The sequence below is a fragment of the Coraliomargarita algicola genome (assembly GCF_033878955.1).
GTDB classification, from domain to species: domain Bacteria; phylum Verrucomicrobiota; class Verrucomicrobiia; order Opitutales; family Coraliomargaritaceae; genus Thalassobacterium; species Thalassobacterium algicola.
This window is the reverse complement of sequence record NZ_CP138858.1, coordinates 3,654,680-3,673,209: the sequence shown is the minus strand read 5'-3', so window position 1 is coordinate 3,673,209 and position 18,530 is coordinate 3,654,680. Positions and strand designations below refer to the sequence as shown.

The 18,530-nt window shown below is 53.6% G+C and carries 15 protein-coding genes and 1 riboswitch; of the genes, 5 read left to right on the top strand and 10 right to left on the bottom strand.

Annotated elements, in window-relative coordinates:
- Positions 1–23 precede the first annotated feature (23 nt).
- Positions 24–3,095: a thiamine pyrophosphate-dependent enzyme gene (locus SH580_RS15165; protein WP_319831685.1), complete on the bottom strand. Its 3,072-nt coding sequence runs from the start codon at positions 3,093–3,095 to the stop codon at positions 24–26.
- Positions 3,096–3,511: 416 nt separating this feature from the next.
- On the opposite strand from SH580_RS15165, the gene SH580_RS15160 reads away from it, so the two are divergent.
- Positions 3,512–4,666, top strand: coding sequence for a sensor histidine kinase (locus SH580_RS15160; RefSeq protein WP_319831684.1), 1,155 nt, complete (start codon positions 3,512–3,514; stop codon positions 4,664–4,666).
- A 47-nt stretch (positions 4,667–4,713) separates the two neighbouring features.
- Complete coding sequence (locus tag SH580_RS15155; protein ID WP_319831683.1) at positions 4,714–7,002, top strand: response regulator; 2,289 nt, start codon at positions 4,714–4,716, stop codon at positions 7,000–7,002.
- A 96-nt stretch (positions 7,003–7,098) separates the two neighbouring features.
- Here the strand turns inward: SH580_RS15155 and thiD are convergent, their stop codons facing one another.
- From thiD to thiC, 8 genes are all read right to left on the bottom strand, one after another.
- Positions 7,099–7,875, bottom strand: coding sequence for a bifunctional hydroxymethylpyrimidine kinase/phosphomethylpyrimidine kinase (gene thiD, locus SH580_RS15150; protein WP_319831682.1), 777 nt, complete (start codon positions 7,873–7,875; stop codon positions 7,099–7,101).
- Positions 7,876–7,887: 12 nt separating this feature from the next.
- Complete coding sequence (gene moeB, locus SH580_RS15145; protein WP_319831681.1) at positions 7,888–9,006, bottom strand: molybdopterin-synthase adenylyltransferase MoeB; 1,119 nt, start codon at positions 9,004–9,006, stop codon at positions 7,888–7,890.
- Between the two features lie 63 nt (positions 9,007–9,069).
- Positions 9,070–10,206, bottom strand: a complete 1,137-nt coding sequence (gene thiH / locus SH580_RS15140) for a 2-iminoacetate synthase ThiH (RefSeq protein ID WP_319831680.1) — start codon at positions 10,204–10,206, stop codon at positions 9,070–9,072.
- A gap of 6 nt (positions 10,207–10,212) precedes the next feature.
- Positions 10,213–10,995, bottom strand: a complete 783-nt coding sequence (locus tag SH580_RS15135; RefSeq protein WP_319831679.1) for a thiazole synthase — start codon at positions 10,993–10,995, stop codon at positions 10,213–10,215.
- Positions 10,992–11,606 carry a thiamine phosphate synthase gene (gene thiE / locus SH580_RS15130; protein ID WP_319831678.1) on the bottom strand — a complete coding sequence of 205 codons (615 nt, stop codon included), beginning with the start codon at positions 11,604–11,606 and terminating at the stop codon, positions 10,992–10,994. Before thiE ends, SH580_RS15135 begins: the two co-directional genes overlap by 4 nt.
- On the bottom strand, positions 11,603–12,181 hold the full coding sequence (locus tag SH580_RS15125; RefSeq protein WP_319831677.1) for a thiamine phosphate synthase: 579 nt from the start codon (positions 12,179–12,181) through the stop codon (positions 11,603–11,605). Before SH580_RS15125 ends, thiE begins: the two co-directional genes overlap by 4 nt.
- A 4-nt stretch (positions 12,182–12,185) precedes the next feature.
- Positions 12,186–12,389 (bottom strand): sulfur carrier protein ThiS, encoded by a 204-nt coding sequence (gene thiS / locus SH580_RS15120; protein WP_319831676.1) that lies wholly within the window; start codon positions 12,387–12,389, stop codon positions 12,186–12,188.
- A complete protein-coding gene (gene thiC, locus SH580_RS15115; protein WP_319831675.1) occupies positions 12,386–14,323 on the bottom strand; it encodes a phosphomethylpyrimidine synthase ThiC in 1,938 nt (645 codons plus the stop codon). The genes thiS and thiC overlap by 4 nt, the downstream gene beginning before the upstream one ends.
- A 65-nt stretch (positions 14,324–14,388) precedes the next feature.
- Positions 14,389–14,503: riboswitch (TPP riboswitch) on the bottom strand.
- A gap of 126 nt (positions 14,504–14,629) precedes the next feature.
- Here thiC and SH580_RS15110 point away from each other — a divergent pair.
- The 3 genes from SH580_RS15110 to SH580_RS15100 all read left to right on the top strand — a co-directional run bounded on the left by SH580_RS15110 (position 14,630) and on the right by SH580_RS15100 (position 17,874).
- The gene (locus SH580_RS15110) at positions 14,630–15,298 is read left to right on the top strand and encodes a nucleoside deaminase (RefSeq protein ID WP_319831674.1); all 669 of its coding nucleotides are present in this window, start codon (positions 14,630–14,632) and stop codon (positions 15,296–15,298) included.
- 67 nt (positions 15,299–15,365) lie between these two features.
- Positions 15,366–16,574, top strand: a complete 1,209-nt coding sequence (gene nspC / locus SH580_RS15105; RefSeq protein ID WP_319831673.1) for a carboxynorspermidine decarboxylase — start codon at positions 15,366–15,368, stop codon at positions 16,572–16,574.
- Positions 16,575–16,761: 187 nt separating this feature from the next.
- The gene (locus tag SH580_RS15100; RefSeq protein WP_319831672.1) at positions 16,762–17,874 is read left to right on the top strand and encodes a sensor histidine kinase; all 1,113 of its coding nucleotides are present in this window, start codon (positions 16,762–16,764) and stop codon (positions 17,872–17,874) included.
- Between the two features lie 5 nt (positions 17,875–17,879).
- Here the strand turns inward: SH580_RS15100 and SH580_RS15095 are convergent, their stop codons facing one another.
- Positions 17,880–18,527: an SGNH/GDSL hydrolase family protein gene (locus SH580_RS15095; protein ID WP_319831671.1), complete on the bottom strand. Its 648-nt coding sequence runs from the start codon at positions 18,525–18,527 to the stop codon at positions 17,880–17,882.
- Positions 18,528–18,530: the final 3 nt, after the last annotated feature.

Here is an 18,530-nt window from a genome sequence, read left to right as displayed (position 1 = left end):
CTCAAACGACTCCAACAAGGATATTAAACTAAATCGAAACGTTCGATCCCCTTGCGCACATCTGACAGAAATGCCGCTGCGCCAACACCATTGACCCAACGATGATCAAAAGTCAGCACCAAAGAAGCCACTTCCATCGTCCCCCCAGTTTTCGATTTCGGATCCGGCAGTAAATACGGAGCTCCGATAAAAAGTGTCGCCAGTGAGGGTGGCACAACAATGGGAATCGCCGAACGCACGTTATACGCCCCCATACTTGAAATGCTCAAGGGCACTCGATTCTTGGAATCCACTTCACCATGCCGGGTGCGACGTAGTGCTTCGTTAAATACGGCTGGAAAGGCATCCCACTCCAGTGAATTCACCTGCTTAACTACAGCAGTCTCAAGAGCATCTCCGGGCAATGCGACCGCAACTCCAAGGTCAAAACGGTCAGGATCATAGACGAGATCGTTACCGCGTATTACGGAGGCAAAGCGCTCATGCTTCTTCATAGCTTGGATCACTGCCCACGCTGACATAGCTGCGGTCGAAAGAGTGCCTCCAGGCGTCTTCTTACTACGCAAACGGGCGTCTCGGACGGTCTCCCAGCGGCACGTCACTTCAATTGTAGCTGGCACAATGCCTTGTAACTGCTTCACCGCTTCCTGTGAGAGCCCACCGGTTCGCTTCAGCGCTTCGTACGGAATTGCAGCAGAGCTGTCGGTATTTGATGCGACCGCCTCCGACACTACAGGCTGCGCACCAGCAGAGACATGAGAACCGCCCGCAATACGAAGCGGCACCAGATCCTGCCCGACTTCAACTTCATCCTCCTCCGAGATCAGCCAGTCACCGAGCACACCATCTTCATCGCATTCGATAGGGAACACAGCCTTGTCAGTTTCAACCTCACATAGGGCATCATCTGCTTTCACCGTATCGCCGCTCTGCTTCAGAATAGAAACGACGCGTGCCACCCGAATGCCTTCACCTAAAATCGGCACTGTAATCATTTTGCTGGATGTAGTGGGAGCAGATTCTTCCGAAGTAATCATAGCAGCTGTATTCGTAATTTGGGCACTCGCAGGAGTTGGGGACGTCACCTGATCGAGCGCAGATTGTAAAGTAGAAGCTAGCAGTCGCTCAAGTGCGGCGACAATTCGTTCGCAGTCAGGCAAGGCTGCGTATTCGTATATAGGATTAAAACCAATATGCACGTCTGACTTAGAAACGATCACCGGCGGGCTCTTAAGGCGGCTCAGAACATCATGTCGGCCACACATCTCAGCGATGATCGTTTGCCCGACACTGCCACTAATATTATCTTCCTGAACGATCATCAAACGGCCGGTCTTATGGATCGAATCAGCAATCGCCTCACGATCCCACGGTTGAATGGAACGCAGATCCATCAATTCAACATCCAGTTCCGCGTCCATCGAGTCGAGGGCCTCTTGGACTAATTCCACGCAATTACCCCAGGTCACCAGTGTCACAAGTAAACCTTCACGCACAGTGCGCGCCACACCGAGTGGCACTGGAGTCACGGCTGTGAGCGCTTGCTCTGCCCACATCAAATGTTTGGGCAATAAAATGATGGTGGGATCCTCACCATGTAGCGCGGTCCAGAAAAGGCCTGCAGCGTCGGCTGGTGTGGAAGGCACGACCACTCGAATCCCCGGCACCCGCGCGAAGGAGCCCTCGCCCGATTGACTATGCCATAGAGCGCCACCAGGAAGATAGCCACCACAAGGTGCGTAGATAACAAGCGGACATTTCCAATGCCCGAAGCTACGCCAACGAAGTGTCGCCATATTGGAAACCAATTGATTCCAGCCCGGATAAATAAAATCGACAAACTGGATTTCAAAACAAGGACGCTTACCATACGAAGCTAATCCCACAGAGACCCCCATGATCGTGGACTCTGCCAGCGGGGAATTGACCGCCCTCAAGGGATCTTTCTTAGACAGCCCTTTTGTCAAATTAAAGACGCCGCCCTTCGGGTCCTCTATATCCTCACCGAAGAACACAAGCTCGGGCATCGTGTCCATCGCACGATGAAAAGTCTGATTAACCGCGTCTAACATACGACACGACTGACCAAGCTCCAGCTCCGGCATAGAATCGGGTGTGGTCAGTTCGCCCATTAAGTGTGAATTACACTCTTCCGCCAATGGGTCCTGCTGAGCACCGGCATCACGATAGGCCGCACGAATCTCCTCGCGAATCTCCTCCTCCAGAGCCTGTGCACTCGCCTCAGTCAAAAGACCGTCCTGAATCATACGCCGCTGGAAAACTGCAATCGGGTCACGCTCATGCATCGACTCGAGCTCATCGGCTCCGCGATACATTCGCTGATCATCTGCACTTGAATGATTGGAAAAACGCTCCACATCACACCAAATAAATGCAGGCCCATGACCTGCGCGTGCGTGCGCCACGGCAGATTGTCCCGCCGCCGCAACAGCTTCGACATCGCTACCGTCCACCCGTGCCCACTCATCTGGATTCAATACACCAAGTGCAATTGGATTCGTGCGCGTAGTGGAGGTGCTAATCGCAATGCGATTGTCTTCGACAACAAAAACCACAGGTAATTTACGTTCTTTAGCAAAGCACACTGCCTCAAAGAAATCGCCTTGTCGTGCGGACGCCTCCCCCAGCGAGGCATAGACGACGCCATTTTTACCGTCTAACTGCATCCCCCAAGCCGCCCCACAAGCCGGTAGCAAATGCGCCCCGACCGGCGATGGATGACTCCAAATATTAAGTGCTCGATCACTAAAGTGCCCCGTCAGCTGCCGTCCGCCACTGGAAGAGTCCCGCTTTGCGTAAAAGGCAAGCGCCATATCGCGATCCGCCATACCACGTTGAAGGCAAAAAGCACGATCCCGATAATAAGGAAACGCATAATCATCCGGCTCCATCGAAAGCGCGATCGCGGCCAGCGCCTCGTGCCCCATCCCTGAGATATGGAACCAACCTTTCCCTTGCCGAATAAGACTCTGCTCTCGTAGGTCGCCTAAACGACTACGCCACAGCGAGCGCAGAAGCGCTAAGCGTGTGGATGGTTTGAGTTGGCAAGTCGCTTTTGATACTGATTTCGGCATGAAATATATGAGTGATAATCCCACAACGGGAACGATCAATATGAGGCAATTAAGATATAACTAAAGGTATCTCGACGACTGCTAGCAAGTATGAATCAAGCCCAATCCAGCCCTCCTTATACGTAAAGGCTCGAGCGCCTACCAAACGCTCGAGCCAACTACTACCCTCTATACTAACCAAAGTTGAGAGCAGTCTTTCAAATTAGTCCGACTAATCAAGATTTTTATTTCATTTAGCTAAGCTAATCAATTAGGCTAATCAGTTTAGTTAGCGGAGCTTAATCCAAACCACTCAAATCATCAAAATCGCTGCAAATTCGGCCAATCATAGCTCAATCGAGGCAAATGCCATCGTATAATAAGTTGCCGCGAACAGCATTCCTATCATAATTTCTAATGAAACCACTCATACCTCGATGGAAATTGATACGCTCCCAAAAATTCACAACCAATTGATTGCGCTCCAAAATGCACTCGATGTGAGCGGTGTCGGATTTTGGCAACTCGACGGCAACGACCGTATCGAATGCGACGCTCACAGTAAGACGCTACTTGGCCTACGAGCCACAGACACGCTCGAGGATCTAACAGAATTTCTGATGCAGATCGAAGAGTCGCAGCACGAAAATTTTCTGGATGCACTGGACACGGCACGTAACTCGAACCAGCCCTTGGAGCTCAGTCTGCACCTCGAAAAAACCACGAATGGACGCAGCTCCGGCTTCAAACTCTCCGCTCGCCCTTGTCGCCTGCCGGGTGAACCCACGATTCATATGTGCGGGTTATTACAGCCACTTCCAGAAAGCTCCGTCGAAGTAGAAAAGCGCTCAGAATCAGTCCTCGCAGAAGTGCGCAGCGCCAATGCCGAGCTCGCGAATTTCGCTTCAATCGCCTCACACGACATGCGCGAGCCTTTGCGCATGATCACGAGCTACCTACGTCTCCTGCAAGAACGCTCTCCAGAAGCACTGGACGACCGGGCTCGTCGCTATATCAAATACGCATGCGATGGTGCCGATCGGATGCGCTCACTGATCGAAGACCTGCTGAGTTACGCACGCTTAGATAAATCAGGAAAAGATTTCGAACCCCTCGCCCTGGATGATATCCTAGCACACGCGATCGACAACTTGGGAGCCAACATCCGCGACACGCGAGCCGAAGTGACCGTCGCCATCGACCACGCCCCCATCGTGATAGGCGATAGCGTGCGCCTCACCCGCCTATTTCAGAATCTGATTGCCAATGCGATTAAGTTCAATCGACCAGAAAAGCCTCCCCGCGTGCGTGTCACCTTCAAAGACGGCGAGCAGGCGGATGCCCCAGGCAAATGGATCATCAGCATCGAAGATCAAGGCATCGGAATTCACCCAGATCATCACGAGATGCTCTTCAATCTCTTTCGTCGCCTCAATACTCGCGACGAATTCGACGGCTCTGGCATAGGCCTCGCCGTCTGTAAAAAAATTGCCGAACAACACCGGGGACTCATTTGGTTCGAATCCAACTATGGACAAGGCAGCACTTTTTATGTCGCACTTGATAAAGCGGACGCTCAAAGCTTGGCTTAGAGGCTGATTGACCAAAGATCTACAAAAATATACAACCGACGCTTATCATGCCGACTGCCGAATCCAAGACGATCCAAATACTACTATTTGAAGACAATGCAGCAGATGCCGATCTCGTTGCAGAGTATCTCGACCTATCGAGACTGGATTTCACAATGACCGTCGTAAAGCGGCTGGCCGATGGTATTACACAACTAAAGGCCCAACACTACGATCTGGTCCTACTCGACCTAAGCTTACCCGACAGCCGGGGAATCCACACACTGAGCTCCATTATGGACGCCTCCACTGGCGAGGTTATTATCGTTCTGACAGGCGACGACGATGAGGAACTCTCACTCGAAGCCCTCAAAGTCGGCGCACAGGACTATCTAAATAAAGATCGGCTAAACAGCGAAGTATTACGCCGCTCCATACGATACGCCATCGAGCGAGCCAACCTACTCCATCGTTTGGAGGCACACACTGCGGAAATACAATATCGCGAATCACTACTGCGACGGATATTCGATGCAAACACCGACGCCATGCTCATACTGACTCAGGCATATGAGATAAAATTCCTCAACCCCGCCGCCGGTAGCCTACTTGAAGCCGATCCCAATCAACTCGTCGGAGAAATTTTCCCCTTCGAGGTGCAAGCCAGCGAAGTCACCGAGCTTGAAATCCCAGATCAGAACGACCTCACCCGCATAGTCGAGCTATCCGCAGTCGATCTCATCTGGGAAGGCGAAAGCGCACTACTCGTCATACTACGCGACATCACACAGCGCCGACACGCCGAACAGGCCCTAAAGCGCGAAAAGGAGCGCCTCTCCGTCACCCTCGATTCCATCGCCGACGCCGTCATAGCCACCGACCAGCACGGACTCGTAGAACGCCTCAACGACGAGGCAGCCCGACTCGTCGGTGTATCCAATAAAGAAGCAAACGGACGTCCACTGGAAGATGTGCTCAAACTCAAACACCCCAAAACTGGCAAAAAGATCAAAGACCCCACCTCCGCTCTAGTGGACCCGAACTTTGCGGAAATCCCCTCCAAGCTCGGCATTCAACTAGAGAGAGCCGATGGCAAGACCCTCAATGTCACCGCCGAGACACGTTGTATTCTCGACGATGAAGGCCACCGTCACGGATGCGTCACCGTATTGCGCGACATCACCCAGCAAAAAAAGACAGAAGACGAGTTGTTCCAGGCCGAAAAACTCAACTCAATCAGCCTATTGGCAGGCGGCATTGCCCACGATTTCAACAACATGTTAACCTCGATATTGGGCAACATCTCGATGGTTCGAATCGAACTCGACGAAGGACATAAGCATTCGACAAAGCTAGTGGCCGCAGAGAAAGCCGCACTACAAGCCAAGTCACTCACGCAGCAACTACTCTCCTTCTCCAAAGGCGGCGCACCCGTGCTGGAAGTCACCACAGTATCCGAGATGGTTGAAGAATCGGCCCAATTCATCCTGCGCGGCTCCAACGTAAAATGCAGTGTTGAAAAGGACGAAGACCTATGGGCCGTGGATGCCGACAAGGGGCAAATCAGCCAAGTCGTCAACAACCTCATCATCAATGCCGACCAAGCAATGCCCGAGGGCGGTAATATACACATCCACATACGCAATCTACATGTGCGCCACGCCGAAGTCCCCACACTCAACTCTGGCCAGTATGTCTGCATCGAAGTCAACGATAACGGGACTGGCATCTCCCCCGAAAACCTCAAAAAAATCTTCGACCCCTACTTTACAACCAAAGAACGAGGCAACGGACTTGGGCTCGCCTCCTCTTACTCAATCATTCACTCACATAAAGGCACCATCACAGCAGAATCAACTCTCGGTAAAGGCTCTACTTTCCGAGTCTACTTACCCAAGAGCCCACATCTGCTCACAGCCCCTCAAAAGCCCATCACCAAAGAGTCGAAAAAGCCCGCGAAAGAAACCATCCATCGCGGCAAAGGTCGCATCCTGATCATGGACGACATGGAAGCCATGATGATGGTTGCCGGAGAAATCCTCACATTACTAGGCTACCAAGTCGAATATTCCACAAATGGAGACGAAGCAATCGCCGCCTATAAAGCAGCCAAAGAAGCAGGAGCCCCCTTCGACGCTTGCGTATTTGACCTCACTGTTCCTGGCGGCATGGGAGGCGAAGAAGCCGCCAACATCCTAATCAAGTATGATCCCGATCTAATCGCCATCGCATCCAGCGGCTACACCACGTCTAACGTCATGTCCAACTACAAGAACTCCTCGTTCAAAGCAGTAGTTCCCAAGCCCTACCGAATCAAAGAAATGAGCGATGCACTGCACGGAGTATTAAACCCTTAGGGGCAGCCCAACCTAATTAGTCCCATCAGCCGAAAACTTGTAAACACACGCTGGCATCACAACCAAGCTCCGTCGGCAAGCAAACCTGCACACGACCTAATAAAAGCTAGGGCCAGCGCGCTTCCAGCCTTCTTTCGAGTGCTCCTGCAGCTCCCCGCTCAAGAGTGCTTTCGCCCAACGAATGCCATCTTCCAATTCATCGGGTTCCCATGCCAAATGCGCGGCGATCAATGCACTGAGTGCACAACCGGTGCCGCGCGTGTTACGGGTCTGGACTCGCGCCTCCGTAAAACAGTATTGCCGCCCGCCCGGATGATACAACCAATCCTCGCACTCCGCTCCGGTCGCATGCCCACCTTTCAATAAAATAGCCTGTCCGCAGGCTACTGACAAATCCGCGGCTGCTTGATAAGGGTTTTCACTCTTCCCAGAGAGGATCGCCACTTCCTCCAGATTGGGAGTCGACAGACAAGCACGCGGCATGAGCTTTAAACGTAAGGCCTCCACAGCTGCAGGCTCCAGCAACATAGCTCCACTGCTGGAACAAAGCACCGGGTCGAGCACGTAGGGAATATCTGGATACTCTGACAAAACTTGCGCCACCCGATGAACGATCTCAGCACTGCCCAACATGCCACTTTTAATCGCCCGCACGCGGTAGTTTTTTAACATAGACCTCAATTGTGCTTCCACAAAATCCGCGGACATCATCTCCACCGCTTCCACGCCTTTTGGGCTTTGCAAGGTCACCGCAGTCAAAACGTTTAGGGGAAAGCCACCCACCGCATGAATGGCGCGGTTGTCTGTCTGCATGCCCGCATGCCCGGAACTATCGGAACCGGAAATCGTCAATACCAAGGGCGGTGCATTCATACGGTCGCCTCTCTAATAAGTCTGCATTGCAGGGTCCACGGCGGCCGCCCAGCCCAGAATCCCGCCACGCAGACTCTTTAATTGTTTAAATCCATAATGCGCCTGCATAGCTTCGGCGGCTTTCAAACTGCGCACACCGCCCTTGCAATACACATAGGTCGGCTTGCTGGTATCAAAGCCGATCCCCTCAAAGTCGGCCTGGCCCTCCAGGATCAGGCCGAGCGGTAAATGCGCCCCGGGTAAGGCGCAAATCGCGCGCTCCCAATCCTCCCGCACGTCCAGCAATTGATACTCGCTGCGGTCCGCCTGTAAATCCTGCGGCTCCACTTCGACCACTGATTGCTGCTGGGCGACGCCACAGCTATATTCGATCAAGCGTAGCTCCGTCACCGCAGCCTGCTCAGGCACTCGCTGGAAACTCACGATCTGCTGACGCATGGTCAATGCATCGAACATTAACAACTTCCCCGTCAATGGTTCACCGACTCCTGTAATCAACTTGATCACCTCAGTGGCTTGAATCATCCCAATCATCCCCGGCAACACTCCGACCACTCCGATCTCGGAACAGTTGGGCGCATCTTCGGGACGGGGCGGCTCTGGAAATAAGCAGCGATAAGTCGGCCCACCTTGCCAATTGAAAACACTCGCCTGCCCCTGAAAGGTGTAGAGCGCGCCATAGACCAGTGGCTTATTTGCCAGCACACAGGCATCGCTTATCAAATAACGGGTCGGAAAGTTATCACTGCCGTCCACCACGAAATCATACTGAGCGATCAAATCGAGTGCATTGTCCACTCCTAAGCGGGTGGCATGCGGCACACAGTTAATGTGCGGGTTCATCGCACGCAATTTTTCCGCGGCCAACTCCGCCTTGCCCCGGCCGAGCTCGGACTCGTTAAACAAAATCTGGCGCTGCAGATTGGACAAGCTCACGACATCGTCATCCACAATTCCAAGCGTGCCCACTCCCGCCGCCGCGAGATATTGGAGCACCGGGCAGCCGAGCCCCCCGGCGCCCACCACCAACACTTTGGCAGATTTGAGCTGCAACTGCGCAGCCTCACCGAAGTGGGGCAATGTCAAGTGACGCTGATAGCGCAGAATTTCATCTTTGGATAATTCGCTCATAGTAGTATCAGGTGAATGCATAGACAGTTCACTGCAGGTTGCGAACCTTTTGATGCTCCATGATCACACGCCTACGCAGGCACAGCCATCATAGGTCGAGTCCCAATCCTTCCACACCACTTCGTAACCGCCGGCCCTTAGCATCGTGGCGACTTCAGCCGGGCTGCGCTCATCGGATATCTCAAACTGCTCCAAACTCTGCGGATCGACCACATAGCCTCCAGGGTTGGTCTTCGATCCGGCACTTAAACTGGTAATACCGAGCTTGTGCACATGATCGCGAAAGACGGGGCTCTCTCGTGTGGACATCGACAGCTCGACCTCGGAGCTTAGTAAACGATAGGCACAGATCAATTGCACCAGATCCTTATCCGTCATCACCGAGACCGGTTGAAAATCGCCTTCATGCGGACGGATGCGGGGGAAGGATAAACTGTATCGCGTTTTCCAATACGTCTGCTCCATATAACGCAGATGCGTCGCCACCATAAAGGAATCCGTGCGCCAGTCATCCAAACCATACAAAGCACCAAGCCCGATCTTCTTCATCCCCGCACGCCCGAGCCGGTCGGGAGTTTCCAACCGGTAATCGAAATTGCTCTTCATTCCTTTTAGATGATACTTCGCGTAAGAGTCGCGATTATAGGTTTCCTGATAGACCAGCACCGAGCTGAGTCCCGCCTCCATCAAAGTTTCATAGCCCGCCTGATCGAGCGGCTGCACCTCCATCGAAATACTGGAAAAAGTCTGCCGGGCCAGCTCAAAGGCTTTACTCAAATAAGGAATGCCCACCCGCAGATTCGCCTCTCCGGTCACGAACAACACATGATCCATTCCCAGTGCCTTGACGGCTTGCAACTCTTGCAGGATCTCGGCCTCATTTAGAATTTTGCGTGGAATCCGATTGTTCGCGCTGAAGCCACAGTAAGTGCAGATATTACTGCACACATTGGAAAGGTAAATCGGCGCATACATCTGCTGAGTATAGCCAAATCTTTCAACCGTGCGGGCATGACTAAGCGCGGCGAGTGGCTCCAGGTAATCCTGAGCCACCGGAGCAATCAAAGCCTTGAAATCCTCCAAGCTTAACTTACCAACCGGCCGCGACAGAGCAGACTCCACATCCCCGGCAGTCTTCGCGAGAATGGAGGCCTTCGTCTCCTCCCAGGAGAGGCGATGTAATACATCCACAAAACTCATAGCAATTTACACTCCGGCATCTAAAAATGCGGTTAAGGGCGATGAGGCGACAGCTTCGATCGATTGCTGTCCACGCCCCGCTTCATAGCCGAGGCGCCCACACTCAACTGCCATCTTAAAGGCAGCCCCCATGGCAATCGGATCGAGGGCCGTAGCGATCGCGGTGTTGACCAGCACCGCATCGGCGCCGATCTCCATGGCATCGGCCGCATGCGAAGGTAAGCCGAGCCCGGCATCAATGATCACGGGCACCTTGCTTTGCGCGATAATGATCTCCAGAAAACGCCGCGCCGCGAGCCCTTCATTCGTGCCTATCGGAGCCGCCAGCGGCATCACCGCCGCCACGCCCACCTCTTCCAGTCGCTTACATAGCACCGGATCGGCATGAATATAAGGCAGCACAATAAAGCCCTCTTTGACTAACTGCTCCGCGGCTTTCACGGTCTCAATCGGATCGGGCATTAAATATTTGGGGTCGGGATGAATTTCCAATTTCAGCCAATTGGTGCCCAAGGCTTCACGCGCCAATTGCGCCGCAAAAATGGCTTCTTTGGCATCCCGCACGCCGGAGGTATTGGGCAGTAAACTATACCGCTCGGTCTCCATGTATTCCATGATGCCGTCCCCCCCACCCTTGGTCTGCACGCGGCGCATCGCCATCGTCACCAACTGGCTGCCTGTGGCGCGAATGCTATCCTGCATCTGCTGACCGGATGCGTATTTCCCCGTGCCTACGAAAAGGCGGGACTCGAAGGTTTTTCCAGCGATAATGAGCGGCTCTGTTTTCATAATTGATTCAGTAACATTGCATAGGTATCCGAAACATTCGGCTGACGGTATAAGACCGAGCAAATCGCGGCACCAGTCACCCCCAGTGCCAATAATTCTTTAATATCAGTGGGCTCGATTCCACCGATCGCATAACTCGGCAACTCGCCCAGCACTGCTAATATGGCCTGCCAATCGGCAGGAGTGAGCACGGGCGCGAGGTTCTTTTTAGTGTGGGTAAATTTAAACGGGCCCACGCCCACGTAATCCAACACGCCCGCAGCAACCGCCATCTCCGCATCCGCCACCGAATTTACGGTGCCACCGATTAAGAAGTCTGCCCCTGCTCGTGCGCGCGCATCCGCCCAGGGTGTATCCAACTTGCCGAGATGCACCCCATCTGCACCGAGCTTCAGCGCCAGATCCAAACGATCATTTAATATGAAAGTGCTCCCGATCTCACGACAACGAATCATACACTCAAAGGCAATCGGTTCGAGCTGCGCATCCGACAATTCCTTTGAACGCAGCTGCACCCAATCGACGCCCGCGGCGCACAAGGCCTGCACCTGCTCTGTATGCGAACGCTCGATACCGTCAATCGTCAGGCACATATAATTCGGCCAATTCATGCGGCCTCCTTTCGAAAGTGGGCAAAGGCCTCCAGTGGATCGGCCGCTTGCCACAGCGAGCCGTGCACAACCACACCCTCAAATCCGTATGCCATGGCGCGCGCCGCATTCGCCGCGGTAATGCCCCCCAACGCATAGAGCTTTGCAGCGCAAGCGCCTGACAGCGCCGCGGCTAAATCCGCTTCCATCCAGGACGGGCCATAAGCATGCTTGGTGATGGACTGAAATACCGGACTCAAGAAAGCGTAATCCACTTGCTTCAGCAGCGTCTCCAGCTCGTCGAGACGGTGCAAGGAACGCGAACAAATTCGCCCTCCCAGCAAAGCATGATCGACTGCCATGCCATCTTTATAATGCAGGCCCACCGCGTAGCTTTCAGCCAGCACGTGATGCTGATGCAGGGAGATCCGAGCATGCCATTCTGCCGGCACCGCGTCGAGTAATTCCGCGCAGTCCGCCAACGTCCAAGACGGCTTGCGCACATGATAACGCATCAGGCCCGCTTGCAACAAGCGCACGATCACATCTGCCTCGTTGGCGTATTTAGATTCTGGAGACACGGCAATCACTCGCATAGCATTAGCCCCCCTGGGTGGCTTGAATAATCAGCACGGCATCCTCCGCAGCGAGCTGGTAGGCAGCCAGCTCGGCCGCTGGCACAACGGACTGATTGACCGCCACCGCAAGCCCGGGCTTCGACTCAAGCCCGAGCTCCGCGAGCAGTGCCTTTAGCGGCAAGCCTTCGGGCACTTCGCGCGCTTCATCATTTACGCTGATCTTCATGCTTCCGATCCAGCGAGATACACTTCGCCACCCTTGTCTTTAAACTCAGCCGACTTTTCTGCCATGCCCTTTTCCAGCGCTTCTTTTTCCGAAACGCCGAGTTTGGCCGCATACTCGCGCACATCTTCTGTGATTTTCATCGAGCAAAAATTCGGGCCACACATCGAGCAGAAGTGCGCGGTCTTCGCCGAGTCTTGGGGCAAAGTTTCGTCGTGGAAGGACTTCGCTTTTTCCGGATCGAGTGACAGATTAAACTGATCCTCCCAGCGGAACTCGAAGCGCGCCTTCGAGAGTGCATTGTCACGGTATTGCGCGGCCGGATGCCCTTTGCCGAGGTCGGCGGCATGCGCGGCGATCTTATAAGTGATCACTCCCTCGCGCACATCGTCCTTGTTGGGCAGGCCGAGGTGCTCCTTGGGAGTCACGTAGCAAAGCATCGCGCAACCATACCAACCAATCATGGCGGCACCGATGCCGCTGGTGATGTGGTCGTAGCCCGGCGCAATATCTGTCGTGAGTGGTCCAAGTGTATAGAACGGTGCTTCATCGCACCACTCGATTTGCTTCTTCATGTTTTCCTCGATCATGTGCATCGGCACGTGCCCGGGACCTTCGTTCATGACTTGCACTCCGAATTCCCAAGCGCGCCGGGTGAGCTCACCCTGAGTTTTCAGTTCGGCAAATTGCGCCTCATCATTGGCATCTGCAATAGAGCCTGGACGCAAACCGTCGCCGATCGAAAAGGAGACATCATAGGCGGCCATGATTTCGCAAATATCATCCCAGTGAGTATAAAGGAAATTTTCTTTATGGTGCGAGAGGCACCACTTCGCCATGATCGAACCACCGCGACTCACGATGCCCGTCATGCGCTTCGCAGTCATCGGCACAAACGGAAGCAGCACGGCCGCGTGAATCGTAAAGTAATCCACCCCTTGCTCGGCTTGCTCGATCAAAGTATCGCGGAAGATTTCCCAAGTCAGGTCTTCGGCCTTACCGTTGACCTTTTCCAGCGCTTGATAAATCGGCACCGTGCCGACTGGCACCGGGCAATTGCGCAAGATCCATTCCCGCGTCTGGTGAATGTTCTTACCCGTGGAAAGGTCCATCAGTGTATCGCCGCCCCACTTCACCGACCAGCGCATCTTTTCAACTTCCTCTTCGATCGACGAAGCCACAGCGGAGTTACCAATGTTGGTATTAATTTTTACCAGGAAATTCCGGCCAATGATCATCGGCTCCAGCTCGGGGTGATTCACATTACAAGGAATAATCGCGCGGCCGCGGGCCACTTCGGAGCGCACGAACTCCGGCGTAATCTCGTCGGGAATCGAAGCGCCAAAGCTTTGCCCGCGATGCTGGATATTCAGCGAATTTTGATCCGCAGATGCTGAAATTTCGGCACCTTGCTTCTCCGCCTGCAGTTTCATATTTTCACGGATCGCGATAAACTCCATCTCCGGCGTGATGATGCCCGCACGTGCATATTGCAGTTGAGTCACAACCTTGCCTGCCTTGGCGCGAATCGGACGGTGGCGCGTATTGTCGAACTCGATCAACTTGCGTTGGCCATCCTTCATACGGGCCCCCGCCTTATGCACCTCAGAGAGATAGCCATCATCCTGCGGTTTCACCTCGCGGCCCTCATATTCCTCCACGTCGCCACGCTCCCGAATCCACGCCTCCCGCATGCGCGGCAGGCCCTGAGTCACATCACCATGGTAGCTGACGTCGCCCCATGGGCCTGCAGTGTCATAGACGCGCACCGGATCGTTGGGCAATTCGCCAGCGCCATTCGGTAAAATTGTCGGCGAGAGTTTAATCTCACGCATGGGCACCTTCAGGTCAGGACGCGAGCCAGTGATATAAACACGCTCGGAATTCGGGAACAAGGTATGGCTCGAAGTAGTTTCGTTAATGGAATTTTCTGGCATAATTTAAGTGAGTCACGATCCGCCTCACACAGCCTCGAAAAAATCCCGCCCAACAGCCCCAGAGGTCCATTCGACTCGATAATCCCTACGGCGGTGTTAACACGCATCAGGTTCAAAGGATCTACGGGTGGAGCGCACCCAAATCTCAGCTCCACGCCTGGAGCTCTCCTATATCTAAGACCTCCACGCGTAATACATCCTCCACCGAATGCAAATTAAAAACATCGCATTAAGTTCGCGATGACATGACCCAAGACAGTGTGCCCATCCCAGCGATACGGCATGGCGGTTGCTAGGGATCTCCGCATGTATAAAATTTTAATGATACTCAGCAGCACGCTGCTTGCTCTGACGATTGGACACAGTGAAAGCACCCAAACCATCTCCGAAAGGGACGCTAGCGGCGGCACACCAGCGAAACAAATTATGGCTCTACCAGACGATCCCGCCACGACTACCGCCGACCGCGAATTAATGAGCTATGCCTATGCACTCGCTGAGCGTGCGGTCGAACATGGAAACCACCCCTTTAGTGCACTACTCGTCAAAGACGGAGAAATCATCTTTGAATTTGAGAATGCGGTCTACAGCCTGCAAGACGTCACTCAGCACGCGGAAACCGGACTGATCAGTCAGGCCACGCGACAATTCGATCGCGCGACACTGGCGGCCAGCACCCTCTACGCCAGCACGGAGCCCTGCATTATGTGCTGCGGAGCGATACGCTGGGCAGGCATCCGTAAGGTAGTCTATGGCACCACTTCTTCTAAACTCACTGAGGTGATTCGCCAGATCTATCCCGCTGCCGCCAAGAACCCGTTGCCGGAAAGCCCCCTCGCAATCCGGGAAATCTTCCAACGCACCGAGCCGGGAGTTCAGGTCTATGGTCCTCTAATGGAAGCCGAAGGCATTGCCATCCACGCAAAGTCCTGGGGAGAAGACCCCGTGCTACGATCGATCCTTGGCAATCAATAATCTTCGATCTAAAAATCTCAAAATCAAATCTTGGTCATCGGAGCGAAAACACTCAGATTCTTAAGCTATGGCTCAAGATCCCACTCCTCCATTAAGCGAGTCCAGTCTCGCAGCGCTGGCTTCCATTCCTTTCGACGAGGCTCCCTCGCCGGGCTATGTCGTGCATCTGGATCAACTGGAGAAGAACTGCCAGCTCCTGCAATCCGTCTCTGAGCGCTCCGGCGCCAAGGTGCTACTGGCCCTCAAAGGCTTTGCCTGCTTTAGCACCTTTCCACTGATTCGCAAATATTTGAGCGGCACCACTTCCAGTGGCCTACATGAAGCCTTACTTGCGCAGGAATCTTTTGGCCCCGAAGTGCATGTCTACTCGGCCGCCTATAAGCCGGAGGAAATTCAAAAGCTCAGCCGCTTCGCTCACAGCCTGGTTTTCAACTCTGCGGGACAACTGGCCAAAGGCCTCAGCGCGCTGGAAGGCCAGCGACGCCCGGAATTAGGTCTACGCGTCAACCCGGAATACTCTGAAGTGGAGACTGAGCTCTACGATCCCTGCGCACCTTCGTCGCGACTGGGCACCACCCGAGCCGCCCTTGATCGCGCGCTCGAAACGCTCCCCAAGAACCTACTCTCCAATCTGGATGGACTCCACTTCCACGCACTGTGTGAACAAGATGCCGACGCACTGGAGCACACCGCGGAGGCCTTCGAAGCGAAATTTGGCGATCTCATACCCGGGCTCAAATGGCTCAATTTTGGCGGCGGCCACCACATCACACGCCCCAGTTATGATATCGAGCGTCTCATCCGCGTAGTGAAATATTTCCGTGAGCGCTACCAACTCGACGTGTATCTTGAACCCGGGGAAGCCGTTGCACTCCACACCGGCGTCTTAGTCGTGACCGTGCTGGACCTGATCGAGGCGGGGGGCCACCAGATCGCCATCCTCGACAGTTCGGCTACCTGCCACATGCCCGACGTGTTGGAGATGCCCTACCGCCCGGGCATTTTAGGCGCAGGTGCCGCGAACGAGTATGCCCACAGCTACCGATTAGGCGGCATGTCTTGCTTGGCCGGCGATGTGATCGGCGATTATTCCTTTTCACAACCGCTGGAGGTCGGGCAGCGGCTGGTCTTTCTTGACATGTCCCACTACACCATGGTGAAAAACAGCACGTTTAACGGAGTGCCCCTGCCTGCGATCTCGCTCTATTCCGAGCGTGAAGGCCTAAAGACGGTGCGCCGCTTCGGCTATGAAGATTACCGCATGCGCCTTTCCTAATTCAGATATTGAAACCTCACAGTAAGTGCCTAATTTCACAATTTATATTGAAAAAGGCACTCCCACTCCAAGCAAAAGGCATCTTTCTAGGCATACTACTATTGCTCATAGCCGTCGTATCGAGCATAGTAGTTTACACACTACGCCACGACCAAATGGAAAAGACATCTGAACAAACCCAGACACCATGAGGCTCGAAGATCACCCTTTTATTTGTTCCATTTCAGAAGATCGGCGTGCAACAATTGCCGACGAGGTTGAAATACTGACGCTGTCTGACGGCGAAGTGATTTTCTCAGAGAATAGTGCCCCTGATGCGCTCTTTCTGATTCTTGGCGGTAATGTCGCTTTCACCAAAGAGAAACTGGATGGCAGCCTCCAAAGCGTCAGCCAATCTGGAGAAGGTAGCTTTTTTGGCGAAGTTGGCGTGTTTACAGGAGAACACCGCGCTCTGGGTGCCGTCGCCTTGGGCGAGTGCATTGTCGGACGCGTGCCCGAAGCGACTGTAAAAAAAATCATTGAAGATGCCGAACCCGTTCGCCGCATCCTCGAGAGTGTGATCCACCACCTCAAAAGCACGACCGATCACTATATGGACGAGGTCATGCGCACCGAAAAGCTCACACTGGTCGGCACCATGGTCTCCTCGCTACTGCACGACTTCAAAAACCCCTTTGCGATCATCAGCCTAGGCTCTACCATTATCGAGCAACGCTACAAAGAAGATCCCAAAGTTGTCAAAATTTGTGAAAACATTGAGTCCCAGATCAGTCGCATGGTCAACATGGCCAACGACTTGGCAGCCTTTGCACGAGGCGACAGCCAGATTGAGATCGCCGAGGTCAGCATCGACGAACTGTTTCATCACTTTCGCGAGCTCAACACCCCCTTCTTCAAAGACCAAACAATTGAACTGGTAATGGAGGGCAATGGCGTGAGCCTGCAAGGCGACGCAGGCAAGTTACTGCGCGTATTACAAAACTTAATCAGCAATTCAATCGAAGCACTTCACAGTGCGGATATCGACGGAAAAGTCACCGTCACCGCGACTCAGGACGAGCAAGTCGTACGCTTAATCCTCACAGACAACGGTCCCGGCATACCCGTGGACATTCGCGACAACTTTTTTGAACCTTTTGTGACACAAGGCAAAAGCGACGGCACCGGTCTCGGCACCGCCATCGTAAAATCGATCATTAACGCGCACCGCGGCGAGATCGAATTCACGACCAGCGCCGAAGGCACCACCTTTACAATTCTATTGCCCAAAATCGCCAAGCTACGCCCAGCGAAGAAATAGTCAGCTTAGCTGACGCCAACGGCTTGTAAAAACGAACGTGCCAGAATCATGTGCCCGACACCATTAGGGTGCACACGATCCGAGCAGAGTGACTGTGTTGGTTGGTGGGCTAGATAGCGATCAAAGGCCGCTTGCGTATCAACATAAATAGCATCGAACTCAGCTGCCAACTTTTTAGTAATCGCACCATACACATCCATTTTAGCACGCATGGGATCTTCCAAATTGCTTTCTAGAAAATAAGGCGTCATCAAAACCAGACCATCCAACTGTGGACGCGTCTGCGCCAGTAAGCGGCGATAGATCGATTCGTATTCCTCGGGCCCCACTTGCATGGCGCCAAGCTCACTATCGAACTGACGCCAGACGTCGTTAATGCCAATCATTACGGAGAGCCAATTAGGCTCTAAATCGAGCACATCTGTCTGCCAACGCGCTTCTAAATCCGTGACACGATTACCACTGATGCCAGTATTCAAGACCCGCACAGGCAACTCCGGATGCGCCGCACCTAAAATGCTATCCACAAAACTCACGTAGCCTGATCCCAGGCTAGAGGCTCGACGCTGCCCCAAAGGACGGCCACGACCACAATCAGTGATAGAATCACCAATAAATAACAATTTCTGATTAGCTTGGAATGGGATACTCATGGC